20 protein-coding genes and 3 tRNA genes are annotated in these 25863 nt (G+C 71.3%); 4 read left to right on the forward strand and 19 right to left on the reverse strand.

The annotated features are described in order from the left end of the window. Positions 1-94: 94 nt before the first annotated feature. From fusA to rpsL, 3 genes are all read right to left on the reverse strand, one after another. Complete coding sequence (gene fusA / locus MODMU_RS23315; RefSeq protein WP_014742861.1) at positions 95-2194, reverse strand: elongation factor G; 2100 nt, start codon at positions 2192-2194, stop codon at positions 95-97. Between the two features lie 87 nt (positions 2195-2281). Further along, positions 2282-2752: a 30S ribosomal protein S7 gene (rpsG, locus tag MODMU_RS23320; RefSeq protein ID WP_026844857.1), complete on the reverse strand. Its 471-nt coding sequence runs from the start codon at positions 2750-2752 to the stop codon at positions 2282-2284. Between the two features lies 1 nt (position 2753). Then, the gene (gene rpsL / locus MODMU_RS23325; protein WP_012950487.1) at positions 2754-3128 is read right to left on the reverse strand and encodes a 30S ribosomal protein S12; all 375 of its coding nucleotides are present in this window, start codon (positions 3126-3128) and stop codon (positions 2754-2756) included. Positions 3129-3769: 641 nt separating this feature from the next. On the opposite strand from rpsL, the gene MODMU_RS23330 reads away from it, so the two are divergent. Genes MODMU_RS23330 through MODMU_RS23340 form a run of 3 tightly spaced genes read left to right on the forward strand, consistent with a single transcriptional unit; the run spans position 3770 to position 6072 of the window. Continuing rightward, positions 3770-4759, forward strand: a complete 990-nt coding sequence (locus MODMU_RS23330) for a chymotrypsin family serine protease (RefSeq protein WP_014742863.1) — start codon at positions 3770-3772, stop codon at positions 4757-4759. Positions 4760-4777: 18 nt separating this feature from the next. Beyond that, positions 4778-4993: a hypothetical protein gene (locus MODMU_RS23335; protein ID WP_014742864.1), complete on the forward strand. Its 216-nt coding sequence runs from the start codon at positions 4778-4780 to the stop codon at positions 4991-4993. Between the two features lie 38 nt (positions 4994-5031). Further along, on the forward strand, positions 5032-6072 hold the full coding sequence (locus MODMU_RS23340; RefSeq protein ID WP_014742865.1) for an LLM class F420-dependent oxidoreductase: 1041 nt from the start codon (positions 5032-5034) through the stop codon (positions 6070-6072). 112 nt (positions 6073-6184) lie between these two features. Here MODMU_RS23340 and MODMU_RS23345 read toward each other — a convergent pair whose 3' ends face one another. From MODMU_RS23345 to MODMU_RS23385, 9 genes are all read right to left on the reverse strand, one after another. Beyond that, complete coding sequence (locus tag MODMU_RS23345; RefSeq protein WP_014742866.1) at positions 6185-10084, reverse strand: DNA-directed RNA polymerase subunit beta'; 3900 nt, start codon at positions 10082-10084, stop codon at positions 6185-6187. Positions 10085-10177: 93 nt separating this feature from the next. Then, a complete protein-coding gene (gene rpoB / locus MODMU_RS23350; RefSeq protein WP_014742867.1) occupies positions 10178-13672 on the reverse strand; it encodes a DNA-directed RNA polymerase subunit beta in 3495 nt (1164 codons plus the stop codon). A 536-nt stretch (positions 13673-14208) separates the two neighbouring features. Beyond that, a complete protein-coding gene (rplL, locus tag MODMU_RS23355) occupies positions 14209-14598 on the reverse strand; it encodes a 50S ribosomal protein L7/L12 (RefSeq protein ID WP_014742869.1) in 390 nt (129 codons plus the stop codon). A gap of 19 nt (positions 14599-14617) precedes the next feature. Then, complete coding sequence (rplJ, locus tag MODMU_RS23360) at positions 14618-15232, reverse strand: 50S ribosomal protein L10 (RefSeq protein ID WP_014742870.1); 615 nt, start codon at positions 15230-15232, stop codon at positions 14618-14620. A 396-nt stretch (positions 15233-15628) separates the two neighbouring features. Next, on the reverse strand, positions 15629-16348 hold the full coding sequence (gene rplA / locus MODMU_RS23365) for a 50S ribosomal protein L1 (protein WP_014742871.1): 720 nt from the start codon (positions 16346-16348) through the stop codon (positions 15629-15631). A gap of 127 nt (positions 16349-16475) precedes the next feature. Continuing rightward, complete coding sequence (gene rplK / locus MODMU_RS23370; protein ID WP_014742872.1) at positions 16476-16904, reverse strand: 50S ribosomal protein L11; 429 nt, start codon at positions 16902-16904, stop codon at positions 16476-16478. 46 nt (positions 16905-16950) lie between these two features. Continuing rightward, the gene (gene nusG, locus MODMU_RS30255) at positions 16951-17859 is read right to left on the reverse strand and encodes a transcription termination/antitermination protein NusG (protein WP_014742873.1); all 909 of its coding nucleotides are present in this window, start codon (positions 17857-17859) and stop codon (positions 16951-16953) included. A gap of 45 nt (positions 17860-17904) precedes the next feature. Continuing rightward, complete coding sequence (gene secE / locus MODMU_RS23380) at positions 17905-18390, reverse strand: preprotein translocase subunit SecE (RefSeq protein WP_014742874.1); 486 nt, start codon at positions 18388-18390, stop codon at positions 17905-17907. Positions 18391-18422: 32 nt separating this feature from the next. Next, positions 18423-18498: transfer RNA gene (locus tag MODMU_RS23385), tRNA-Trp, on the reverse strand. A gap of 201 nt (positions 18499-18699) precedes the next feature. Between MODMU_RS23385 and MODMU_RS23390 the strand changes: the two genes are divergently transcribed. Further along, positions 18700-19959, forward strand: coding sequence for a pyridoxal phosphate-dependent aminotransferase (locus MODMU_RS23390; protein WP_014742875.1), 1260 nt, complete (start codon positions 18700-18702; stop codon positions 19957-19959). A gap of 10 nt (positions 19960-19969) precedes the next feature. Here MODMU_RS23390 and MODMU_RS23395 read toward each other — a convergent pair whose 3' ends face one another. The 7 genes from MODMU_RS23395 to MODMU_RS23425 all read right to left on the reverse strand — a co-directional run bounded on the left by MODMU_RS23395 (position 19970) and on the right by MODMU_RS23425 (position 25456). Beyond that, positions 19970-21379, reverse strand: a complete 1410-nt coding sequence (locus tag MODMU_RS23395; RefSeq protein WP_014742876.1) for a gluzincin family metallopeptidase — start codon at positions 21377-21379, stop codon at positions 19970-19972. 2 nt (positions 21380-21381) lie between these two features. Beyond that, positions 21382-21804, reverse strand: a complete 423-nt coding sequence (locus tag MODMU_RS23400; RefSeq protein WP_014742877.1) for a MaoC family dehydratase — start codon at positions 21802-21804, stop codon at positions 21382-21384. Continuing rightward, on the reverse strand, positions 21801-22247 hold the full coding sequence (locus MODMU_RS23405; RefSeq protein WP_014742878.1) for a MaoC family dehydratase N-terminal domain-containing protein: 447 nt from the start codon (positions 22245-22247) through the stop codon (positions 21801-21803). Before MODMU_RS23405 ends, MODMU_RS23400 begins: the two co-directional genes overlap by 4 nt. 33 nt (positions 22248-22280) lie before the next feature. Continuing rightward, complete coding sequence (gene rpmG, locus MODMU_RS23410; RefSeq protein WP_014742879.1) at positions 22281-22445, reverse strand: 50S ribosomal protein L33; 165 nt, start codon at positions 22443-22445, stop codon at positions 22281-22283. A 94-nt stretch (positions 22446-22539) separates the two neighbouring features. Further along, positions 22540-22613, reverse strand: a tRNA-Met gene (locus tag MODMU_RS23415). A gap of 50 nt (positions 22614-22663) precedes the next feature. Beyond that, positions 22664-22736: transfer RNA gene (locus MODMU_RS23420), tRNA-Thr, on the reverse strand. Positions 22737-22915: 179 nt separating this feature from the next. After that, entirely contained in the window at positions 22916-25456 is a 2541-nt protein-coding gene (locus MODMU_RS23425) for a putative bifunctional diguanylate cyclase/phosphodiesterase (RefSeq protein ID WP_014742880.1), read from the reverse strand. Positions 25457-25863: the final 407 nt, after the last annotated feature.

Here is a 25863-nt window from a genome sequence, read left to right on the forward strand (position 1 = left end):
GGTTCCTCTCTTCGTGTGGTTCGCAGTCGTACGCGAGTCTGTGGGTGCGGGCGGTGCTCGCCGGCCGCGGGGGTCACCCGCGGCCGGCGGTTCGTTACTCGCCAGTCGCCTTGGCGATGATCTCCTTGGCGACGTTGGCCGGGACCTCGGCGTACGAGTCGAACACCATGGTGTAGCTCGCCCGTCCCTGGGTGCGGCTGCGCAGGTCGCCCACGTAGCCGAACATCTCCGACAGCGGCACCAGGGCCCGGACGACGCGGGCGCCGGAGCGCTCCTCCATCGCCTGGATGGTCCCGCGGCGGGAGTTCAGGTCGCCGATGACGTCACCCATGTAGTCCTCGGGGGTGACGACCTCGACGGCCATCAGCGGCTCGAGCAGGGCCGGGCTGGCCTTGCGAGCGGCCTCCTTGAAGACCATCGAGCCGGCGATCTTGAAGGCCATCTCCGAGGAGTCGACCTCGTGGTACTGACCGTCGATCAGCGTCGCCTTCACGCCGACCATCGGGTACCCCGCGAGGATGCCGTACTGCATGGCGTCCTGCATGCCGGCGTCGACCGAGGGGATGTACTCCCGCGGGATGCGACCACCGGTGACGGCGTTCTCGAACTCGTAGGTCGGGCCGTCGGCCGCGACCTCGAGGGGCTCGATCGTGACCTGGACCTTGGCGAACTGGCCGGACCCACCCGTCTGCTTCTTGTGGGTGTAGTCGACCTTCTCGACCCGCTTGCGGATCGTCTCGCGGTAGGCCACCTGCGGCTTGCCGACGTTGGCCTCGACGCGGAACTCGCGCCGCATCCGGTCGACCAGGATCTCCAGGTGGAGCTCGCCCATGCCGGAGATGACGGTCTGGCCGGTCTCCTCGTCCAGGCGGACCTGGAAGGTCGGGTCCTCCTCGGCGAGCTTCTGGATCGCGGTGCCCAGCTTTTCCTGGTCGCCCTTGGTCTTCGGCTCGATGGCCACCGAGATGACCGGCGCGGGGAAGGTCATCGACTCGAGGATGACCGGGCTCTGCGGGTCGCAGAGGGTGTCACCCGTCGTCGTCTGCTTCATCCCGTTGACGGCCACGATCTCGCCGGCGCCCACGCCCGCACGCTCTTCGCGCTTGTTCGCGTGCATCTGGTAGATCTTGCCGACCCGCTCCTTGCGGTCCTTGGTGCTGTTCAGCACCGGGGAGCCCGCGTCGAGCTTGCCGGAGTAGACCCGGATGTAGGTCAGCTTGCCGAGGTGCTGGTCGGTCTGGATCTTGAAGGCCAGCGCCGAGAACGGCTCGTTCTCGTCGGCGTGCCGCAGGACCTCGGTCTCGCCGTCGAGCGCGGTGCCGACGATCGCCTCGATGTCCAGCGGGCTGGGCAGGTAGTCCACGACACCGTCGAGCAGGGGCTGCACGCCCTTGTTCTTGAACGCGGTGCCGGTGAGGACCGGGTTCACCTGGCCGGCGATGGTGGCCTTGCGGATGGCCGCCTTCAGCCGGTCGACGGTGATCTCCTCGCCGCCGAGGTAGTCCTCCATCAGCGAGTCGTCGAAGTCCGCGATGTTCTCGAGCAGCTTCTCGCGGTACTCGGCGGCCTGGTCGGCGAGCTCGGCCGGGATCTCCTCGACCGCGTAGTCCTCACCCATCGCGGTCTCGCCGCGCCAGGTCAGGGCCTGCATCTTGACCAGGTCCACGACGCCGATGAAGTCGGCCTCGGCACCGATGGGCAGCTGCAGGACCAGCGGGTTGGCGGCGAGCCGCTCGACCATCATGTCCACGCAGCGGAAGAAGTCGGCACCGGTGCGGTCGAGCTTGTTGACGAAGCACATGCGCGGGACGCCGTACTTCTCCGCCTGACGCCACACCTGCTCGGTCTGCGGCTCCACGCCGGCGACGCCGTCGTAGACCGCGACCGCACCGTCGAGCACCCGCAGCGACCGCTCCACCTCGACGGTGAAGTCGACGTGCCCGGGGGTGTCGATGATGTTGATGTCGTGACCGTTCCAGGAGCACTTCGTCGCGGCCGACGTGATGGTGATGCCGCGCTCCTGCTCCTGCTCCATCCAGTCCATCGTGGCCGCGCCGTCGTGGACTTCACCGATCTTGTAGTTGATGCCGGTGTAGAAGAGGATCCGCTCGGTCGTGGTCGTCTTGCCGGCGTCGATGTGCGCCATGATCCCGATGTTGCGGGTCTTGGCGAGCTGGGCCTCGTTCTGGGCCATTACGTCACTCCTCTTCTTCCTCGTCCGCGCGCGGTGCTCGGGGATCGCCCGGGGTCACCGCGGGCAGCGGCTGCTGGTGGACTGCCGTCACCAGCGGTAGTGCGCGAAGGCCTTGTTCGACTCGGCCATCTTGTGGGTGTCCTCGCGACGCTTGACCGCGGCGCCCAGACCGTTGCTGGCGTCCAGCAGCTCGTTCATGAGGCGCTCGGTCATCGTCTTCTCGCGACGGCCGCGGCTGTACTGGATGAGCCAGCGCAGGCCGAGGGTCGTGCTGCGGGAGGCGCGGACCTCGATCGGCACCTGGTAGGTCGCACCACCGACGCGGCGGCTGCGGACCTCGAGGGCCGGCTTGACGTTGTCCAGCGCCCGCTTGAGCGTGACCACCGGGTCGGTGTCGTTCTTGGCACGGACGCCCTCGAGGGCGCCGTAGACGATCGCCTCGGCGACCGAGCGCTTGCCGTCGACGAGCACCTTGTTCACCAGCTGGGTCACCAGCGGCGACTGGTACACCGGGTCGGCGACGAGCGGACGACGGGGAGCGGGTCCCTTGCGAGGCATGTCAGCTCTTCTCCTTCTTCGCGCCGTACCGGCTGCGAGCCTGCTTGCGGTTGCGGACGCCCTGGGTGTCCAGCGAGCCGCGGATGATCTTGTAGCGCACGCCCGGCAGGTCCTTCACGCGGCCGCCGCGCACGAGCACCATGGAGTGCTCCTGCAGGTTGTGGCCGACGCCCGGGATGTAGGCGGTCACCTCGATGCCGCTGGTCAGCCGGACGCGGGCGACCTTGCGCAGCGCCGAGTTCGGCTTCTTCGGGGTCGTGGTGTACACGCGGGTGCACACCCCGCGGCGCTGGGGAGAACCCTTGAGCGCCGGGGTCTTGGTCTTCTCGACCTTGTCCTCGCGGCCCTTGCGGACCAGCTGGTTGATCGTGGGCATGGGTGGCCTGGATCTCCTACCTGCGCTGGGTCGTGCTGTGGATGTGGTGCGTGCCTGTGTGTGCCCGGTCGCCCGGCCCGTCCGATTCTGGCCGTGACCCACCGTCCGGCCCCCGCGCTCGGGCGTGTTGCCCCTCGCGAGAACCGGCCAGCTGATCGAGCCGGACTCGTCGCCCCTCGCCGTTCGGCGCGGCCACACCACCTTGCGATGGCCCCGTCGTGGACGGGCGTGGCCCCTGTCGGCCGGCCGGTCGAGAGGACCGTGGGCGTCGAGGTGCACCGCGAACAGGAGCAGGCCCAGGACACCCTGGGCACAGCTGACCACAGTACCCGGCCCTCTCGACCCGGTCAAAGCCGGGTCGACATGCTGCCGCGCACCGGACCAGCCGGTCTGCCTGGTACCAACCGCGACCGGTGGTGGACCATTCCCCCGTGCGCGCTGGGCGCGGGGAGGTGCCGGGAGGTCCCTGCCGGGAAGGTACCGGACGGCGCCCGTGGCCGGGAACACCCCGCGCGCTCGCCGCGTCCCCGCACCGACCCTGCTCGGGCTGCTCCTGTCGGACCCCGGCCCTACCGTCGGTGGTGAACCGCTCACGACCGGCTCCCAGGCCGTGACCCGCCCAGCTGCCCGGAGGTACCGCCGTGCTCCCCGACTCCGCCCGTGAACTGAAGGCCCGGTTGTCCCAGCGGCTGACCGAGGCGCCCACCGCGGTCGCCAGCTCCCTGGGCGGCGCCACCCGGTGGAGCGGCGTGGCGCTCGGCCTCGCCCCGGTGGGTGGCGGTCAGGTCCACCTGGCGATCCGGCTCGTCGAGCAGGCCGACGCCGACGTGGTGCTCGCCGGTCTCGATGCTGCGGCCCGGGCGGAGGTCGACGTCCGGGTGATAGGGCCGGTGCGCCCGCTGTCCTCCCCCACCGGGTACACCCCGACCGAGCTGCAGCAGCGGGTGCGCCCGCTCCGGCCGGGCCTGTCGGTCAGCCACCCCGACGTCTCGGCCGGGACCCTGGGCGGGTTCGTCCGCCGGCCGGGCAGCGAGGGGCTCCTGGAGCTGTCCAACAACCACGTCCTGGCCAACAGCGACGCGGCGACCGAGGGCGACCCGGTGCTGCAGCCCGGGGTGGCCGACGGCGGCACACCCGAGGACCGGGTCGGGACGCTGGCGGCCTTCGTCAGGCTGAGCGCCGATCCCGGCAACCTGGTCGACGCCGCGGTCGCCGCCCTGGACGCCGGTGTGGCGGCCGACCCCGCCGACTACCCCGGGGGCGCCCTGCTGCCCGCCGTCGCCGCCCCGGACGACGTCGACCCCGACGAGCTGGTGGAGAAGCTGGGCCGCACGACCGGCCACACCCGCGGCCGGATCACCGCCGTGGAGGTCGACGGCGTGGGGGTCCAGTACGACGACGGCGTGCACACCTTCGACGACCAGGTGGAGATCGAGGGCCTCACCGGGGCGTTCAGCGCCGGCGGCGACAGCGGCTCGGTGATCTGGCGCAGCCGCGACCGCGCTCCCCTGGGGCTGCTGTTCGCCGGCTCCACCGAGGGCGGCAGCGCGGGCGGCGGGGTCACCTTCGCCAACCCGCTGGCCACAGTGCTGCGCGAGCTCGGGGTGGAGTGGGTGTCCAGCGCGGGCTGAGGAGCGCATCATGGGGCGATGACCGACCGCGCGAGTGCCCGGGCCGCCAAGACCGCGCTGGCCGCCCGCCTCGCCGCCGACCCCGGCGTCGCGGCGGTCGGGCTGGCGCGGCAGGACGCCGAGTACGTCGTCCGGGTCGACCTGACCGAGGCAGGCGTCGGCAGCCGGGTGCCGCGGGACGTCGACGGCGTCCGCGTCGTGACGCACGTGATCGGCACCGTCCGCCCGCTGTAGGGACGCCCAAGCCCCTGCGCGACCGGTAGCCTCCGCGGATGCGCATCGGGATCCAGGCCAGCTACAGCGGGGACTTCAAGCAGACGGCGGCGGCGATCCGCGACCTGGAGGCCGCCGGGCTCGACGTCGCCATGGTCGCCGAGGTCTACACGTTCGACGCGGTGAGCCAGCTGGGCTACCTGGCGGCCGTCACCGAGCGGGTCGAGCTGATGAGCGGCATCTTCCCCATCTACAGCCGCACGCCGGCGCTCATCGCGATGACCGCTGCGGGGCTGGACTTCGTCTCGGACGGCCGGTTCACCCTGGGCCTCGGGGCGTCGGGCCCTCAGGTCATCGAGGGCTGGCACGGTGTCCCCTACGACGCCCCGCTGCAGCGCACCCGCGAGATCATCGAGATCTGCCGGCAGGTGTGGCGCCGGGAGCGGCTGGAGCACGCCGGCCCGAAGTACACCGTGCCGCTGCCGGCCGACCAGGGCACCGGCCTGGGCAAGCCGCTCAAGCTGATCAACACCCCGGTCCGGGACCGGATCCCGGTGCTGCTGGCCGCGCTCGGCCCGAAGAACGTCGAGCTGGCCGCCGAGATCGCCGAGAAGTGGGAGCCGATCTTCTTCCACCCGGAGCGCGCCGACGAGGTCTGGGGCGCCTCGCTCGCGGCGGGTCGGGCCAAGCGCGACCCTGCGCTGGGCGACCTCGACGTCGTCGTCGGTGTCCCGGTGGCGATCGGTGAGGACGTAGACCACCTGATCGAGGCCGTCCGGCCGGGGATCGCCCTCTACGTCGGCGGCATGGGCGCCAAGGGCAAGAACTTCTACAACGACCTGGCCCGCCGCTACGGCTACGAGGCCGAGGCGGAGACCATCCAGGACCTCTACCTGGCCGGGCGCAAGGACGAGGCGGCCGCGGCCGTGCCGGCCGACCTGGTGCGGGCGACGTCCTTGATCGGGCCGGAGTCCTACGTCGCCGAGCGGATCGCGGCCTTCGCCGCGGCCGGGGTCACCACGATCAACGTGCAGCCGATGGACGACAGCCGCGAGAACCGCCTCCGCACCGTGGAGACCATGCGCCGCCTGGCCGGCTGACCTCTGGTGGGCCCCGGGACACCCGGGCGTTCCGTCACGTGACGGCGGACGGAAGCAAAGAGGGCCCCGGGAGCAGTTGCTCCCGGGGCCCTCTCGTCACTCACTCAGCGCATCAGCGCCAGTCGTACTCCTCGAGGCGGACGGCCTCGCCCGTGCCCTGACCGAAGACGTCCGGGCTGTAGTACTGCCCGTCGTCGTAGCCGGCCATGGTGTAGACGGCGGCGCGCGCCTCCTCAGTGGGCTCGACCGTGATGTTCCGGTAGCGGCTGATCCCAGTACCGGCCGGGATCAGCTTGCCGATGATCACGTTCTCCTTGAGCCCGAGCAGGCTGTCGCTCTTGCCCTGGATCGCGGCGTCGGTGAGCACCTTGGTCGTCTCCTGGAACGAGGCCGCGGACAGCCACGACTCCGTCGCCAGCGACGCCTTGGTGATCCCCATCAGGACCGGGCGGGCCGAGGCCGGCTCGCCACCCTCGGACACGACCCGACGGTTCTCGGTCTCGAAGATCGTCCGCTCGACCAGCGCACCGGGCAGGAACTCCGTCGCGCCCGAGTCGATGATGGTCACCCGCTTCAGCATCTGCCGGATGATCACCTCGATGTGCTTGTCGTGGATCGACACACCCTGGCTGCGGTAGACCTCCTGGACCTCGCGGACCAGGTGCAGCTGCACCTCGCGCGGGCCCATGATCCGCAGCACCTCGTGCGGGTCGACCGCACCCTCGGTCAGCTGCTCGCCGACCTCGACGTGGCCGCCGTCCTCGACCCGCAGCCGCGAGCGACGCGACAGCTTGTCGTAGACGACCTCGTCGGAGCCGTCGTCCGGGGTGATGGTCAGCTTCCGGAACTGGTCGCCGTCCTCGATCCGGACGCTGCCGGCGAGCTCGGCGATCGGGGCCTTGCCCTTGGGGACGCGGGCCTCGAAGAGCTCCACCACGCGCGGCAGGCCGTGGGTGATGTCGGCACCGGCCACACCACCGGTGTGGAAGGTGCGCATCGTCAGCTGCGTGCCGGGCTCACCGATCGACTGGGCGGCGATGATGCCGACCGCCTCGCCGACGTCCACGAGCTTGCCGGACGCGAGCGACCGGCCGTAGCAGGTGGCGCAGGTGCCCAGCAGCGACTCGCAGGTGAGCACGCAGCGGACCTTGACCTCGGACACCCCGGCGTCGACCAGCTGGGCGATGAGGACGTCGCCCAGGTCGGCGCCGGCCTGCGCGATCAGCGTGCCGTTGGAGGCGACCACGTCAGCGGCCAGCGCACGTGCGTACACGCTGGTCTCCACGTGGGCGTCCCGGGTGACCTTGCCGTCGAGCACGGTGCCGATCGGCATGATCACGCCGCGCTCGGTGCCGCAGTCCTCCTCGCGGATGATGACGTCCTGCGAGACGTCGACCAGCCGGCGGGTGAGGTACCCGGAGTCGGCGGTCCGCAGCGCGGTGTCCGCCAGGCCCTTGCGGGCACCGTGCGTGGAGATGAAGTACTCCAGCACGGACAGACCCTCCCGGAAGTTGGCCTTGATCGGCCGCGGGATGATCTCGCCCTTCGGGTTGGCCACCAGGCCGCGCATGCCGGCGATCTGGCTGATCTGCATCATGTTGCCGCGGGCGCCGGAGTTGACCATGACCCAGACCGGGTTGGTGGTCGGGAAGTTGTCCACCATGGCCTGGCTGACCTCGGCGCGGGCACGGGTCCAGATCTCGATGAGCTCCGAACGACGCTCGGCGTCGGTGATGACGCCGCGCTCGTACTGGCGCTCGATCTTGCGGGCCTCGTCCTCGTGCCGGTCCAGGATCGACTGCTTGACCGGCGGGGTGACGACGTCGTCGATGGCGATCGTGACACCCGAGCGGGTCGCCCAGCGGAAGCCGGCCGACTTGAGGGCGTCCAGCGTCGCCGCCACCTGCACCTTGGGGTAGCGCTCGGCGAGGTCGTTGACGATCGCGCCCAGCGCCTTCTTCGGCACCTGGTAGTTGACGAACGGGTAGTCCTCGGGCAGGGCCTCGTTGAACAGGACCCGGCCCAGACTGGTCGAGATGAGCGCCGGCTGACCGGGCTCCCAGTCCTCGGGCGCGACCCACGGGTCGTTGGGCCCGTTGTCGACGCCGAAGACCTCGTCCAGCCGGATGGTCACCCGCTCCTGCAGACCCAGCGCACCCTGGTCGAACGCCATGATCGCCTCGGCGGTCGTGGAGTACGCCCGGGCCCGCTCGCCCTCGGCCAGCTCAGCGGACCCGGCGAGGGTCGTGAGGTGGTAGAGGCCCAGCACCATGTCCTGGGTCGGCGCGGTGATCGGACGACCGTCGGCCGGGCTCAGGATGTTGTTGCTGGACAGCATGAGGATGCGGGCCTCGGCCTGCGCCTCGGCCGACAGCGGCAGGTGCACCGCCATCTGGTCGCCGTCGAAGTCCGCGTTGAAGGCGGTGCAGACCAGCGGGTGGATCTGGATGGCCTTGCCCTCGACCAGCTGTGGCTCGAAGGCCTGGATGCCCAGGCGGTGCAGCGTCGGTGCACGGTTCAGCAGCACCGGGTGCTCGGTGATGACCTCCTCGAGCACGTCCCACACGACCGGCCGCGCGCGCTCCACCATCCGCTTGGCGGACTTGATGTTCTGCGCGTGGTTGAGGTCCACGAGCCGCTTCATCACGAAGGGCTTGAACAGCTCCAGCGCCATCTGCTTGGGCAGACCGCACTGGTGCAGCTTGAGCTGCGGGCCGACGACGATGACCGAACGGCCGGAGTAGTCGACGCGCTTGCCCAGCAGGTTCTGCCGGAACCGGCCCTGCTTGCCCTTGAGCAGGTCGCTCAGGGACTTCAGCGGGCGGTTGCCCGGACCGGTGACCGGACGGCCGCGCCGGCCGTTGTCGAACAGCGCGTCCACGGACTCCTGGAGCATCCGCTTCTCGTTGTTGACGATGATCTCCGGCGCGCCCAGGTCGAGCAGCCGCTTGAGCCGGTTGTTCCGGTTGATCACCCGGCGGTACAGGTCGTTCATGTCGCTGGTGGCGAAGCGGCCACCGTCGAGCTGCACCATCGGGCGCAGGTCCGGCGGGATGACCGGGACGCAGTCCAGCACCATGCCCATGGGCGAGTTCTGGGTCTGCTGGAACGCCGCGACGACCTTGAGCCGCTTGAGGGCCCGCAGCTTGCGCTGGCCCTTGCCGCTGCGGATGGTCTCGCGCAGCGAGACGGCCTCGGCGTCGAGGTCGAAGCCGGCGAGCAGCTTCTGCAGCGCCGCGGCACCCATGCCGCCCTCGAAGTACTCACCGAAGCGGTCGCGCAGCTCGCGGTAGAGGCCCTCGTCGGCGATGAGCTGCTTGACCTCGAGCTTGCGGAAGGTGTCCATCACCTCTTCGAGGCGGTCGATCTCCCGCTGCGCCCGGTCGCGGAGCTGGCGCATCTCGCGCTCGCCACCCTCGCGGACCTTGCGGCGCACGTCGGACTTGGCACCCTCGGCCTCGAGCTCGGCGAGGTCGGCCTCCAGCTTCTGCTGGCGGGCCTCCACGTCGGCGTCGCGGCGGGACTCGAGGTTGTGCTTCTCCGCGCTGATCTCGGCCTCGACGGTCGGCAGGTCGCGGTGACGCGCCTCGTCGTCGACGGAGGTGATCATGTAGGCGGCGAAGTAGATGATCTTCTCGAGGTCCTTGGGCGCCAGGTCGAGCAGGTAGCCCAGGCGCGAGGGGACGCCCTTGAAGAACCAGATGTGGGTGACCGGCGCGGCCAGCTCGATGTGGCCCATCCGCTCACGACGCACCTTGGCGCGAGTGACCTCGACGCCGCAGCGCTCGCAGATGATGCCCTTGAAGCGGACACGCTTGTACTTGCCGCAGTAGCACTCCCAGTCCCGGGTGGGACCGAAGATCTTCTCGCAGAAGAGACCGTCCTTCTCCGGACGGAGCGTGCGGTAGTTGATGGTCTCGGGCTTCTTCACCTCACCGTGTGACCACTGGCGGATGTCGTCTCCGCTGGCCAGACCGATGCGCAGTTCGTCGAAGAAGTTGACGTCGAGCACTCGATGTACCCCTTTCCGGGGCTAGTTCTTCGCTTCTTTTCGAAAGGTGTGGTGCCGGCCGGCCCTGACTGGTCAGGGCCGGCCGGCTGCCGATCAGACGTCTTCGACGGACGACGGCTCGCGGCGGGACAGGTCGATGCCCAGCTCCTCCGCGGCCCGGAAGACCTCGTCGTCGGTGTCGCGCAGCTCGATCGCCTGGCCGTCGCCGGAGAGGACCTCCACGTTCAGGCAGAGCGACTGGAGCTCCTTGAGCAACACCTTGAACGACTCCGGGATGCCCGGCTCGGGGATGTTCTCGCCCTTGACGATGGCCTCGTAGACCTTGACCCGGCCGAGGATGTCGTCGGACTTGATGGTGAGCAGCTCCTGCAGCGCGTACGCGGCGCCGTAGGCCTGCATCGCCCAGCACTCCATCTCACCGAAGCGCTGGCCACCGAACTGCGCCTTACCACCCAGCGGCTGCTGCGTGATCATCGAGTACGGCCCGGTCGAACGGGCGTGGATCTTGTCGTCGACCAGGTGCAGCAGCTTCAGGATGTAGACGTAGCCCACCGAGATCGGCTCGGGGAAGGGCTCCCCGGAGCGGCCGTCGAACAGCCGCGCCTTGCCGGTCTCCTTGACCATCCGGTCGCCGTCGCGGTTCGGGATCGTCGAGCCGAGCAGGCCGATGATCTCGTCCTCCTTGGCACCGTCGAACACCGGCGTCGCGGTGCGGGTGCCCGGCGCGGCCTGGCGCGCAGCGCCCGGCAGCTTGGCGGCCCACTCCGGCGTCCCCTCGACCTCCCAGCCCTGCTTGGCGATCCACCCGAGGTGGGTCTCCAGGACCTGGCCGACGTTCATCCGGCCGGGCACGCCCAGCGGGTTGAGCACGATGTCGACCGGCGTGCCGTCCTCGAGGAACGGCATGTCCTCCTGCGGGAGGATCTTGGAGATGACGCCCTTGTTTCCGTGCCGGCCGGCAAGCTTGTCGCCGTCGCTGATCTTGCGCATCTGGGCCACGTAGACCCGGATGAGCTCGTTCACGCCGGCGGGCAGCTCGTCGCCGTCCTCGCGGGAGAAGACCCGGACGCCGATGACCTTGCCGGACTCGCCGTGCTTGACCTTGAGGCTGGTGTCGCGGACCTCGCGGGCCTTCTCACCGAAGATCGCCCGCAGCAGCCGCTCCTCGGGGGTCAGCTCGGTCTCGCCCTTGGGCGTGACCTTGCCGACGAGGATGTCGCCGGGGACGACCTCGGCACCGATCCGGATGATGCCGCGCTCGTCGAGGTCGGCGAGGACCTCCTCGGAGACGTTCGGGATGTCCCGGGTGATCTCCTCGGCGCCGAGCTTGGTGTCGCGGGCGTCGACCTCGAACTCCTCGATGTGGATCGAGGACAGGACGTCGTCCTGCACGAGGCGCTGCGACAGGATGATCGCGTCCTCGTAGTTGTGGCCCTCCCACGGCATGAAGGCGACGAGCAGGTTCTTGCCCAGCGCCATCTCGCCCTCGTCGGTGCACGGACCGTCGGCGATGACCTGACCGACCTCGACCCGCTGGCCCTCCTGGACGACCGGGCTCTGGTTGATCGAGGTGCCCTGGTTCGAGCGGCGGAACTTCAGCAGCCGGTAGGTCTGCCGGGTCCCGTCGTCGGCCATCACGGTGACGTAGTCGGCGGTGGAGTCCTCGACCACACCGGCCTTCTCGGCCACCACGACGTCGCCGGCGTCGACGGCGGCACGCAGCTCCATGCCGGTGCCGACCAGCGGCGCCTCGCTGCGCAGCAGCGGGACGGCCTGGCGCTGCATGTTCGCGCCCATCAGGGCGCGGTTGGCGTCGTCGTGCTCGAGGAACGGGATCATCGCCGTCGCGACCGAGGTCATCTGCCGCGGCGAGACGTCCATGTAGTCGACGTTCTCGGGAGCGAGGTAGTCGACCTCACCGCCCTTGGTGCGGACCAGGACCCGCTCCTCGGCGAGGCGGCCCTGCGCGTCGAGCGGGCTGTTGGCCTGCGCGACGACGAAGCGGTCCTCCTCGTCGGCGGTCAGGTAGTCGATCTGGTCGGTGACCTGGCCGTTCTCCACCTTGCGGTACGGCGTCTCGATGAACCCGAAGGGGTTCACCCGGCCGAAGGAGGACAGCGAGCCGATCAGACCGATGTTCGGGCCCTCAGGGGTCTCGATCGGGCACATCCGGCCGTAGTGGCTCGGGTGCACGTCGCGGACCTCCATGCCCGCGCGCTCACGGGACAGACCGCCCGGACCCAGCGCCGACAGGCGGCGCTTGTGGGTCAGGCCCGCGAGCGGGTTGGTCTGGTCCATGAACTGCGAGAGCTGGCTGGTGCCGAAGAACTCCTTGATGGAGGCGACGACCGGCCGGATGTTGATCAGGGTCTGCGGCGTGATCGCCTCGACGTCCTGCGTCGTCATCCGCTCGCGGACGACGCGCTCCATGCGGGAGAGGCCGACCCGGATCTGGTTCTGGATCAGCTCGCCGACCGTGCGCAGGCGACGGTTGCCGAAGTGGTCGATGTCGTCGACGCCGTGCTCGGGCTCGCCGGCGTGGAGGCGCACGACGTACTCGATGGTGGCGACGATGTCGTCCTCGGTCAGCGTCGAGGTGCCCTGGGGCACCTCCACGCCGAGCTTCTTGTTCACCTTGTAGCGGCCGACCTTGGCCAGGTCGTAGCGCTTGGGGTTGAAGAAGAGGTTCTCCAGCAGCGCCTGCGCGGACTCACGCGTCGGCGGCTCGCCCGGGCGCAGCTTGCGGTAGATGTCCAGCAGCGCCTCGTCCTGGCCGGCGATGTGGTCCTTCTCCAGGGTGGCCAGCATCGTGGGCGACCACTGGAAGTGCTCGCGGATGCGGTCCTCGGTCCAGCCGAGGGCCTTGAGCAGGACGCTGACCGGCTGGCGGCGCTTGCGGTCGATCCGGACGCCGACGGTGTCGCGCTTGTCGACGTCGAACTCCAGCCACGCACCGCGGCTGGGGATGACCTTGGCGCTGTAGACGTCCTTGTCCGACGTCTTGTCCAGGGTCTTGTCGAAGTAGACGCCCGGGCTGCGGACCAGCTGGGAGACGACCACGCGCTCGGTCCCGTTGATGACGAACGTGCCCTTGCTCGTCATGATCGGGAAGTCGCCCATGAACACCGTCTGGCTCTTGATCTCGCCGGTGGTGTTGTTCATGAACTCGGCGGTGACGAACAGCGGCGCCGCGTAGGTCATGTCCTTGTCCTTGCACTCCTCGAGGGACGCCTTGACGTCCTCGAAGCGCGGGTTGGAGAAGGACAGCGACATGGAGCCGCTGAAGTCCTCGATCGGGGAGATCTCCTCGAGGATCTCGGCCAGACCGCCGACCGCGTCGGCCTGCTCCTCGGGGGCGAGGGTGGCCTTCCACTGCGGGCTGCCGACCAGCCAGTCGAACGAGGCCGTCTGGAGGGCGAGCAGGTCCGGGACCTCGAGCGGCTCGCGGATCTTGGCGAACGAGACGCGGAGCGGGGCGCCGGGGATCTTCTGCTGGTCGGTACCGCCGGTGCGGGGACCGGGCTGGACGTCGACCGGGGTGGTGCTGCTATCAGTGGTGGTGGTGCTGGTGGGGCGAGAGCCTGCCAAGATGCGTCCTTCCAAGGACCTCACGACGTGCGGGCGGGTGCTTTTCGTCCTGGGTCGTCGTCGGTATCGGCGAGGCTGACCGCGGATGCCGATCCCGCCAGAGGCGTCAACACGAGGTGGCCCGGAGCCGTTCCCGGGCACCCCTGGTGACCCGTGTCGGCGGGTTGGCAGTCAGAGGGCAGCGCAACAGGAGACCCTACCCCTGCTACGCGCCGCTGTCCACGTCGGCTGCCGGGTCGGCCGGTGCCCCACCCCGAGGGGTGGCCGGCGCCACCGGTGCCAGGGCGGGGCGACGCCTCCGCGAGGAGGGCCGGGCCGCCCGCGGAGCGGGGAGCGAGGTCGGTCGCAGCAGATGATGCCAGTGCCTCCCCGGTACGGACAGCCACGGCGCGCGAGTGTCTTCGAGCGGGGCCCCCGGCACGCAGCAGGGGCCGCCCTCCGGGAGGAGGACGGCCCCTGCTGGGAACGCGGGGTGGTGCGGTGCCCGGCTCAGCGAGCCGGGCGGGCCCCGGCGGTCGAGACCGCCGGGCGGGGGGTCACTTGACGGTGACGGTGGCGCCGGCGCCCTCGAGAGAGGCCTTGGCCTTCTCGGCGGCGTCCTTGGCGACCTTCTCCAGGACGGGCTTGGGCGCGTTGTCGACCAGGTCCTTGGCCTCCTTGAGGCCGAGCGAGGTCAGCGTGCGCACCTCCTTGATGACCTGGATCTTCTTGTCGCCGGCAGCCTCGAGGATGACGTCGAACTCGTCCTGCTCGGCGGCGGCCTCGGGGGCAGCGCCACCGCCGACGGGGCCGGCGGCCGCGACGGCGACGGGGGCAGCGGCGGTGACGTCGAAGGTCTCCTCGAACTGCTTCACGAAGTCGGACAGCTCCAGGAGGGTCATCTCCTTGAAGGCGTCGAGCAGTTCGTCGGAAGAGAGCTTGGCCATGGTGTCTCCTTGAAGGGGGTCAGTCGGTGCTGGCCGCGGAGTCCGCGGCAGCATCGGTGGTGTCGGGGGTGGTGTCAGCAGCAGCGGTGTCGTCGGCGGCGGGAGCGGAGGCGCCCTCGGCGGACTCCTTCTTCTCCTGCAGCGCGGCGGCCAGCCGGGCGACCTGCGACAGCGGGGCCTGGAACAGCCCGGCGGCCTTGGTGAGGTTGCCCTTCATCGCGCCGGCCAGCTTGGCCAGCAGGACCTCACGGGGCTCGACGTCGGCGAGGCGCGAGACCTCGGCTGCGTCGACCGTGCGGCCCTCGACCACGCCACCCTTGATGACGAGCAGGGGGTTGGCGCGGCTGAAGTCGCGGATGGCCTTCGCGGCCTCGACCGGGTCGCCCTCGATGAAGGCGATCGCGGTGGGGCCGGTGAGCAGCGGAGCCAGGTCGGTGTGGCCGACCGAGTCCGCGGCCCGCTTCGTCAGGGTGTTCTTGACGACGGCGTAGCTGCTGCCCGCACCGAGGGAACGGCGCAGCTGGGTCAGCTGCGCCACGGTCAGCCCGCGGTACTCGGTGAGCACGGCCGCGCTGGAGTTGTTGAACCGCTCGGTGATCTCCTCGATCACCGCGGCCTTCGCCTGCGTGGGCATGGGCCTCCTCTCGTCTGTCGGGCGACCGCCGGCGGCGTGCGCCTGCCGCGATCGAGGGCCCGGAGACGAGGAACGCCCCGGCGCAGTGCGCACGGGGCGAGGGACGGGCCGGGCCTGGGGCGAGCCCGAGCCGCGACGCGTTCGTCGTACCGTCCACCTGCGCGGGTCGTCCGGACATCCGGACCTTCGATCGCACGCGGACGTGCGACGACCATGCGGTCTTGGGGGGAACGCCGACAAGAGTACGCCATCCGGGAGCGCGCCCGCCAACGCCCCCGGGACGACGGACGGCGCCGCCCCCGGAGGGGCGACGCCGTCAACGTCACAGGGCTTCGCCCGGCCTCGTCCAGAGGCTCACCCCGAGCGTGCGAGGGGTGAGGAGGACGAGGTGTTTCTTCAGACGGAGGGCTCGTCCACCAGCAGGTTGCGGGTGCGGTTCGGGTCGACCGGGATGCCCGGGCCCATGGTGGTCGAGACGGTGACCTTCTTGACGTAGCGGCCCTTGGCGGCCGACGGCTTGGCGCGGAGCACCTCGTCGAGCGCGGCGGCGTAGTTCTCCACCAGCTTGGCCTCGTCGAAGGAGGTCTTGCCGATCACCAGGTGCAGGTTGGCCTGCTTGTCGACGCGGAAGTTGATCTTCCCGCCCTTGATGTCGTTGACGGCCTTGGTGACGTCGGGGGTCACGGTGCCGGTCTTCGGGTTCGGCATCAGGCCGCGGGGGCCGAGGATGCGGGCGATCCGGCCGACCTTGGCCATCTGGTCCGGCGTCGCGATGGCGGCGTCGAAGTCGAGGAAGCCGCCCTGGATCCGCTCGATCAGGTCGTCGGAGCCCACGACGTCGGCGCCGGCGGCCTCGGCCTGGGCGGCCTTGTCGCCGGTGGCGAAGACGATGACGCGGGCGGTCTTGCCGGTGCCGTGCGGCAGGTTGACCGTGCCGCGGACCATCTGGTCGGCCTTGCGGGGGTCGACCCCGAGGCGGATCGCGACCTCGACGGTGGCGTCGTACTTCGTGGTCGAGGTCTGCTTGGCGAGGCCGGCGGCCTGCAGCGGGCTGTAGAGCGTGCTGTCGTCGACGAGCTCGGCGACCTTGCGGTAGTTCTTGCCGTGCTTGGCCATGGTGGTGCTCCTTCCCCCGGAACGGGGTCGTGTGGTGAACGGGCCTGGCCGGCCCTCCCACAGTGAAAGGACCTCGTTCTCCTCACCCCTCGCGAGCTCGGGGCGAGCCTCGGAACGAGGCCGTTGACTAGCGGACCGTGATGCCCATCGACCGGGCGGTGCCGGCGATGATCTTCTCGGCCTGCTCGAGGTCGTTGGCGTTGAGGTCGGCCATCTTGGTCTGGGCGATCTCGCGGACCTGGTCACGGGTGACCGTGGCGACCTTGGTCTTGTGCGGCTCGCCCGATCCCTTGTCCACCCCGGCGGCCTTGAGCAGCATGCGCGCTGCCGGCGGCGTCTTGGTGACGAAGGTGAACGACCGGTCCTCGAAGACCGAGATCTCGACCGGGATGACGTTGCCGCGCTGCGACTCGGTCGCAGCGTTGTAGGCCTTGCAGAACTCCATGATGTTCACGCCGTGCTGACCGAGGGCCGGGCCGACGGGCGGCGCGGGGGTGGCCGCACCGGCGTTGATCTGGAGCTTGATGACCGCGGTCAACCGCTTCCTGGGGGGCATGACTTCCTTCTTCTCTGCTGATCAGGGGAGTGCAGGCGCACTCAGGTCAGATCTTCGAGACCTGGGTGAACGACAGCTCGACCGGCGTCTCGCGGCCGAAGATGGAGACGAGGACCTGGAGCTTCTGCTGCTCGGGGTTGATCTCGTTGATGGTGGCCGGCAGCGTCGCGAACGGACCGTCCATGACGGTGACGGACTCGCCGACCTCGAACTCGACGACCGCGGTCGAGGAGGCGGCAGGTGCGGCCTCGGCAGCCGCGGCGGGCTTCTCGGTGACCGCGGGCACCAGCAGGTTGACGACCTCGTCGATGCTCAGCGGGGAGGGCTTGGAGGTGGCGCCCACGAAGCCGGTGACGCCGGGGGTGTTGCGCACCGCGCCCCAGGACTCGTCGTTGAGGTCCATCCGGACGAGCAGGTACCCGGGCAGCTTCTTGCGGTTGACCTGGGTCCGCTTGCCGTTCTTGATCTCGGTGACCTCCTCGGTGGGCACCTCGATCTGGAAGATGTAGTCCTCCATGTCCAGCGACGTGATCCGGGACTCGAGGTTGGTCTTCACCTTGTTCTCGTAGCCCGCGTAGGAGTGGATCACGTACCAGTCGCCGAACTGGCTGCGCAGCGTCGAGCGGAGCGCCTCGGCCGGGTCCTCGTCGTGCTCGGCGGCGGCCTCGAGGGTCTCGGTGACCAGCGGGTCGTGGTCGGGGGCCGGCTCGGCGAGCGGGTCGGCGACCAGTGCGTCGTCGACGGAGCCACGGCTGCTGCCGGCGTTGCCCGAGACGGGCGCGTCGCCCATCGGGTTGTCCGCGGTCAGGTCCGTGGTCTCGAGGGAGCCCTCGGCGGCACCGGTCTCGCGGACACCGGTCTCGACGTCGACCGTCCCGGCCAGGGCAGCGGCGTCGTCGAGGTCGGTGCCCTCGACCGCGCTGTCGGTCTCGAAGGGCTCGCGGGGGTCCGTCACTGGGTCTCTTCCTTGTCGGGTGTGGTGCAGGCCAGGGTGTGCGGGTCAGCCGAAGACGGCGAGCACACCTTGGGCGAAGAGGATGTCGAGGCCGGCGACGAGCGCCACCATGACCGCGACGAAGACGATCACCACGGTGGTGTAGGTGATCAGCTCCTTGCGGCCGGGCCAGATGACCTTGCGGAGCTCGGCGACGACCTCGCGGAGGAACCGGCCGATGCTGCGCTTGTCGCGCAGCTCGGCGGCGCGGGCCCGCTCGGCGTCGGCCCGGGACCGGGTGCCGTCGCCGGCGCGGGTGGCACCGGTGGAGCGGCCGGCCGGACGGCTGGAGGTGCTGCGCTGCCGGCGCCGGGTGGGCGTGGCGACGACCTTGTCCTCGTCGGACTCGGCCTCGTCGGCGAGCTCGGCCTCGGCGGCCTCGAGCTCGGCGGCGTCCTCGACCCCGGGGGTCTCGGCGTCGATCTGCTCGGCGGTCAGCTCGTCGTCGGCGCGGGCGCCGTCGGTCGGCTCGCCGTCCTTCTCCTCGCTCACAGCGCCTCGCTCCTCGGTCGTCGGTCAGGTGGTGGCAGGGGTGACAGGACTTGAACCTGCAGCCTGCGGTTTTGGAGACCGCTGCTCTGCCAATTGAGCTACACCCCTAGGGGACGCCGGGCCGCGTCACGGCGCGACCGAGCTCCTCGAGAGGAGCCCCGGGGCACGCCGGTGGCGGGGTCCCACTGGCCCCAGGTCGTCGAGTGTACGGGACCGCCGGCACCGACGGCCAACACGGCAGGTGGGCACCCTCCCGCGGGGTGCGGGACGGCACCGGGACGACCTCGCTGGTCTGACACGATCCCCGCCATGACCACCGCTCCCGTGCCCGACCCCGCGGTCCCGGTCCCGCCCCCGGTCCGGCCGGCCGAGCGCCGGGTCTCCCGGCGGGTCGCTGCGATCACCCCGTCGGCGACGCTGGCCGTCGACGCCCGCGCCAAGGCGCTGCGCGCCGCCGGAACCCCGGTGATCGGCTTCGCCGCAGGTGAGCCCGACTTCCCCTCGCCGCCGCACGTGGTCGCCGCCGCGGTGGCCGCGGCCCAGGACCCGGCCAACCACCGGTACTCCCCGGCGGGCGGGCTGCCCGCGCTCAAGGAGGCGATCGTCGCCAAGACGCTGCGCGACTCCGGCCTGCAGGCCCGCCCGGCCGACGTGCTGGTCACCAACGGCGGCAAGCAGGCGGTGCAGGAGGCGCTGGCCACGATGCTCGACCCCGGCGACGAGGTGCTGCTGCCGACCCCGTACTGGACCACCTACCCCGAGGCGATCCGGCTGGCCGGCGGCGTGCCGGTGCCCGTGGTCGCCGACGAGGCCAGCGGCTACCTGGTGTCGGTGGGCCAGCTGGAGGCCGCCCGCACGGCGCGCACCCGGCTGCTGCTGTTCTGCTCCCCGGCCAACCCGACCGGGGCGGTGCACCCGCCGGAGGAGGTCACCGAGATCGGGCGCTGGGCCCTGGACGCCGGGCTGTGGGTGCTCACCGACGAGATCTACGAGCACCTGGTCTACGGCGGGGCCACCGCACCGTCGATGCCGGCGCTGGTGCCCGAGCTGCAGTCCCGCTGCGTCGTCGTCAACGGCGTCGCCAAGACCTACGCCATGACCGGCTGGCGGGTGGGCTGGCTGCTCGGCCCCGCCGACGTGGTCGCGGCCGCCACCGCGCTGCAGTCGCACTCCACCTCGAACGTCGCGAACGTCTCGCAGCTGGCCGCCGTCGCGGCGCTGACCGGTGACCAGTCCGCCGTCGCGACGATGCGCGCCGCCTTCGACCGCCGCCGGCAGACGATGGTCGCCATGCTCCGCGAGATCCCGGGGGTCGCCTGCCCCGAACCGCAGGGCGCCTTCTACGCCTACCCGTCGGTGAAGGCGCTGCTCGGCCGGCCGATAGCCGGGCGCACCGTGCACACCAGCGTCGAGCTCGCCGAGCTGCTGCTGGAGGAGGCCCAGGTCGCCGTCGTCGCCGGGGAGGCGTTCGGGACCCCCGGCTACCTGCGGCTGTCCTACTCCCTCGGCGACGACGACCTGGTCGAGGGCGTCTCCCGGATGCAGCGGCTGCTCGGCTCCGCCGGCTGAGCCGCAGCCGTCAGCCGGGCAGGTCTTCGGGGTCGAGCGCCCCGGCCTGCTGCAGCACGGCCAGGGCGGCCGGCAGGTCGGCCAGCGCCGTCCCGACGTCGGCCGGGGTGGCGGTGGTCCAGGCCTGCGCGTCGACGTAGCAGCGCAGGGCTGCGTCGAAGGCCTCGGGGCCGGCCTGCCGGCGCGCGGTGAGCAGCGCGGCGGCGCCCTTGCCGTAGACCGCCGTCACGTACCGGCGGTCGTCGGGGAAAGAGGCCATCGAGCCGCCGACGTCGCCGTCGGTGGCCAGCAGCCGGCTCACCTGGTCCGGGGGCGGGTCGCCGGTGACCGACTCGGCGTAGCTGGCGAACGCCTCGTCCAGCCACGGGTCGCGGAACTGCGAGTCACCGACCATCCCGTAGAACCACATGTGCGCCACCTCGTGCACCAGGACGGTCCGGTCGTCGCTGGCCAGCAGGATCGACGACGGGTACTCGATGCCGCCGCCGAAGTCCGGCAGCCACGGCACGGTGAGGGTCGCGTAGGGTAAGGCGCCGAACCGGGCGCCGAGCAGGTCGATCGCCTCCCCCGTCGCCCGGGCCAGCCGGGCCGGGTCGTGTCCGGAGCCGGGCAGCGCCCCGGTGGTCACCCGGACGCCGTCCACCTCGGTCTCGGCGGTGACGAAGGAGCCCGCGGCGACGCTGACGTCCCGGGCGACCGGCTCGTGGGAGGTCCAGGTGCGCCGGCCACCGCGCTCGCGGGTCGGCTCGTCCTGGTCGCCGGTCATCAGCACGGTGAGCGCGGCCGGTGCGTCGACGGAGATCATGGTGTCGCTGACCGGGCTGCTGGCGGTCTCGCCGAGGAGGGTGACGAACGGGTCGCGCGCCCAGCCGACACCGGGTTCCCACGCCAGCAGCGGCGCACCGCTGGCCCACCAGGAGACCCCCGGGGCGGTGCCCAGCCGCTCGAAGCCACCGCCGCCCAGCTGCAGGGCGAAGTCCAGCGCGACCTCGGTGGACTCCCCGGCGGCCAGCCGGTCGGTGAGGGTGACGACGTACAGCCCGCCCGGCGCCGTCGCCGCCGCGCTCTCGTACCCGCCGCCGGCGACGTCCGCGCCGCGTACCGCGGTGACGGTGAGCCGGTTGCCCAGCGCGGTGGCGTCCGGGCCGTTGGGCACCAGCCGGAAGACCAGCTCCGCGGTCGGCAGGTCGGGGGTGAAGACGACGGTCTCGGTGCCGGTGACCGTGCGCAGGTCGTTCCCGAGGCGGAAGTCCAGGTCGACGACGGGCCGGTCCGGGTCGGGCTCGGCGCGCTGCTGCGGGCAGCCCGCGGCACCGGTGGCCGGGGTCGCGGCGGCCGGGGACGGCTCCGCCTGGGGCCCGGTCGCGCTGCAGCCGGCGGTGAGCAGCAGGGCGGCCAGGACGACGGGAGCCCGGCGCACGGTCAGCTCAGCGCGACGACGGCACGGGCCAGGGACAGGACCTTGTCCCCGTTGCTGGTGACGGTCAGGTCGACGCGGACCCGGCCGTCCTCCCCCACCGCCGCGACCCGGCCGCGGACGGTCAGCTCGGCGCCGGACCCGTCGTCGGGCACCACGACCGGCCGGGAGAACCGCACCTGGTAGTCCACGACGGCTCCCGGGTCGCCGGCCCAGCGGGTGACGGCGCGCACGGCGATCCCGGCGGTGAGCATGCCGTGGGCGATGACGTCGGGCAGGCCCACCTCGCGGGCGACCCGCTCGTTCCAGTGGATGACGTTGAAGTCGCCGGAGGCGCCGGCGTAGCGGACCAGGTCGGCGCGGGTGACCCGAGAGGTCGCCTCGGGGAGCTCGGCGCCGACCTCGACGTCAGCCAGCCGGCGGCTCACGCCACGCCCCGGGCGACCAGCATCGACCGGGTGGTGCAGACCGGTTCGCCGTCCTCGGTCGCGAGGTCCACCCGGGTGGTGAGCATGTCGTTGCCGGCGATCGTCTTCAGCGCGTCGATCGTGGCGGTGGCGACCAGCCGGTCGCCGGCGCGGATCGGCCGGTGGTGGGTGAACCGCTGCTCACCGTGGACGACCCGGCTGTAGTCGATCTCCACGTCGGGGTCCTCGACCACGACGTTGCCCGCACCCAGGCTCAGCACGATGGCGAACGTCGGCGGGGCGATCACGTCGGGGTGCCCGGCCGCGCGGGCGGCCGCCGGGTCGAGGTACACCGGGTCGGGGTCGCCGAGGGCCGCGGCGAACTCCGCGATCTTCTCGCGACCGACCTCGTACACGGCAGAGGGCGGGTAGCTGCGCCCGACCAGTCCTGCGTCCAGCGCCATGCTCCCGCCCTCTCGCCCTGCCGACCGCTGGGGTCAGCGCGTCTCGCGGTGGACCGTGTGCTTCCGGTCGGTCGGGCAGTACTTCTTCAGCTCGATCCGGTCGGGGTCGTTCCGCCGGTTCTTGCGGGTGATGTAGTTGCGGTTCTTGCACTCCTGGCAGGCCAGGGTGATCTTCGGACGGACGTCTGTGGCTGCCATGAGCGCGTTCCTCGCCTTGTTCTCATCGGGTGGTGCTCGTGGACGGCGGGAGCCGCACACGACGACGGACCCCGCGAGCGGGGTCCGTCTGGGGTAGCGGTGACCGGACTTGAACCGGTGACACAGCGATTATGAGCCGCTTGCTCTACCAGGCTGAGCTACACCGCCGGGTGACCGGGCGGCCCGGTCTCGCGACTGGCCCGCTGGTCGATCCTACGAGCCCCTTTACGGAATCGAACCGTAGACCTTCTCCTTACCATGGAGACGCTCTGCCGACTGAGCTAAAGGGGCGGTGCTCGGGAGCGGAAGAGACTCTACCAAGCCGCACTCGGCGACCGGCGGACCCCCTCGTGACCGTGCCCGACGACTGTAACAGCCGCCTGGTGAGGCACTGGAACGGCCTCGCGTCAGGGGCCCGCCACGAGCTCGCGAGTGGTGGGGGGACGCGAGGTCCTTCGTGGGGTCCTTCATCAGGTGCGGACGAACAACCGGCGGTGCCGGGCTCCCGGCGCGGCGCTGCGGACGCCGGTGCGGGCCAGCAGCCAGCCCTCCAGCCGGTCCTCCGGCAGCGGCCGGCTGACCAGGAAGCCCTGCAGCTTGTCGCAGCCCATCTGGGCCAGCAGGTCGCGGGTGACCTCGTCCTCGACGCCCTCCGCCACCACCCGAAGCCCCAGGTTGTGCGCCAGCTCCACGATCGACCGGGCGATGAACGACTCGTTCTGGCTGGTGGACATGCCCAGCACGAAGGACTTGTCGATCTTGAGCTCGTCGATCGGCAGCTGCCGCAGCTGGGACAGCGACGAGTAGCCGGTGCCGAAGTCGTCCATCGACAGCCGCAGCCCCAGCGCGTGCAGCTCGCCGAGCACGTTGCTGTTGCGCACGGTGTCGTCGACGACGCTGCCCTCGGTGAGCTCGAGGGTGAGCAGCTCACCGGGGACCCCGTGGTGCCGCAGCGCCCCGCGGACCCGGGCGACCAGGTCGGGCTCGGACAGGCAGCGCGCGGAGAGGTTGACCGCGACGGAGATCGCGATGTCCTGGTCCAGCCACCGGCGGCAGCGGTCCAGCGCGCGGTCCAGGACGTGGTCGGTGAGCGGCCCGATCCGGCCGATCTGCTCGGCCAGGCTGATGAAGTCGTCCGGCGGGATGTCGCCGTACCGCGGGTGCGCCCAGCGGACCAGCGTCTCCACCGAGACGATGTCGGCCGTCCGGGCGTCCACGATCGGCTGGAAGACGACGGTGATCTGCTCCTCGGCCATCGCCGTCTCCAGCTCGGTGCCCAGCTGCAGCCGGCGCAGGCTCTGCTGGTCCAGCACCGGGTGGTAGGTGGCGACCCCGCCGGAGCTGTGCGCGGCCAGCAGGGCGACGTCGGCGCGCTGGATGAGCGTCCCGGAGTCGGTCCCGTGCACCGGCGCGGCAGCCACGCCGATGGTCAGCGACACCTCGAGGTCGAGCCCGGCGACCCGGGCCCGGGTGGAGGCGGCCTCGCGCAGCCGGCGGGCGGCCCGCTCGGTGGCCGGCAGGGACAGCTCGGGCAGTAGGACGGCGAACTGGCCGCCCTCCATCCGGGCGACGACGGCCTGCGGCGGCGCGTGCTCCCGCAGCAGCCCGGCGGTGACCAGCAGCAGCTCGTCGCTGGCCGCGTGCCCGAGGGTGTCGGTGACGTTGGTGTAGCCGTCCAGCGTGGCCAGCACCAGCCCCGCCCGGGCGGTGGCCGGCTCGGCGAGCAGCAGGGCGTCGATCTCGGCCGCGAGCCGTTGGCGGTTGGGCAGCCCGGTCAGCCGGTCGTGGTCGCCGTCGTGCCGGATCTGGCTGAGCAGCTGCTGCTGCCGGATCGCCGCGTTGACGTGGGTGAGCATCGAGTCCAGGGCACCGCGGTCGCCCGGGTCGAAGGTGACGACGTCGCTGCGCCGGTCGCAGACCTCGAGGTAGCCGGGCTCGCCGGCGGCGGTGGTGACCGGGGCGCCGAGCACCTCACGGGCACCCCGGCGGACCAGCGCGGCCAGCTCGGCGCCGTCGGCGCGGGCGGCGGAGGAGAGCACCGGGCCCCCGCAGTCGGGTGCTAGCGCCCGGCGGCGGAGCAGGTCGTCGGGGTCCCCGGGCCCGTCGTACCAACCCAGCTCACCGTCGGCGGCGTCGACCACGAGCTGCGGGCCCTCATCGAGGTAGGGCGGCAGCCACAGCGCCACCCGGTCGGCGTTGAGCAGCTCGCGCACCGCGTTGACGATCTCCCGGGTGCCGGCCTCGTCCGGTGTCACGAGCTCGACCCGGCGGGCGAAGTCGTACACCCGCTGGACGGTGCGCCGTTCGCGGACGGCGTGCGCGGACTGCCGGAAGATGGCGACCACGCCGATCACCAGCGGGACGATGAGCGCCCAGGCCCAGGGCGTCTCCCAGGTCAGCAGCAGCGCGATGACGCCGACGACCACGCTCAGCGGCGCCACGACGAGCGCCGGCACCGCGGACAGCAGCATCTGCCGGCCCGGCCAGCCGTCGCTGAGGCTGATCGCCGCGCAGATGAGCAGCATCCCGACGACGGTGGCCGCCACCAGGGCGAAGACCAGGCCCAGCCAGGTCAGCGGGTCGTCGAGGTCCAGCTCCGGCAGCAGCGAGAGCACGAGCAGCGCCGTGCACACCTCGATCACCGAGCTCGCCGCGTTGAAGGCGACCTTGGGCAGGGGCAGCGACTGCCGGGCCCCGATGAGCAGCATGACGGCCACCCGGACCACGGCGGTCCAGACGCCGCCCACCTCGACGAGGCCGATCACCATGGCGATCTCGGACGGCGAGACGGCGAAGGTCTGCCGGCGGAACTCCAGGTCCAGCTGGACCGACTCGGTCAGGACGAACGCGACGAACACCGCGACGACGGCCCAGAACGGAGGGGTCGACCATGCCGCGGGCAGCGTGGGCACGGCGAGGACCAGGGCCACGACGCCGCCGAGGAGCGCGATCGTCCACGGCCGCCGGAGGAACGGGGTCCCCAGCTGCTCGGGGACCATGGGCTCGGCCAAGGTGGGCCTGTCTGTCAGGGGGGCGGTCAGGGCGAAGGTAACAGCGCCCGACGCCGCCCGGCAGCAGGCTCACCCCCACAGGGTGAGCTCGGTCATGCCCCCACGTGCGTCCCGGCCCGACGGGCCGGGGAGGCCGTCAGGCGTTCCACTTCCAGCCGCGGTTCCACTTCCAACCCCGGTCGGTGGCGGCGGAACGCGTGGTCGAGACGGGGCTGAGGGTGGACATGACGCCTCCAGAGGGCATGACGGACTGCAGGGAGTCGCGGCAGCCGCCCACGCGGGGGCAGAGCGTCGTCCGGCACAGACCGCAGCCAGGAGACTGCAGCGGGTCACCCACACGAGGCAAGCGTTGACACGCACGGGTGAAGTGATCTTCGCCGTGTCGTCACTCTGCGCAACCGCGGTCC

This window comes from Modestobacter italicus, assembly GCF_000306785.1.
Taxonomy (GTDB): domain Bacteria; phylum Actinomycetota; class Actinomycetes; order Mycobacteriales; family Geodermatophilaceae; genus Modestobacter; species Modestobacter italicus.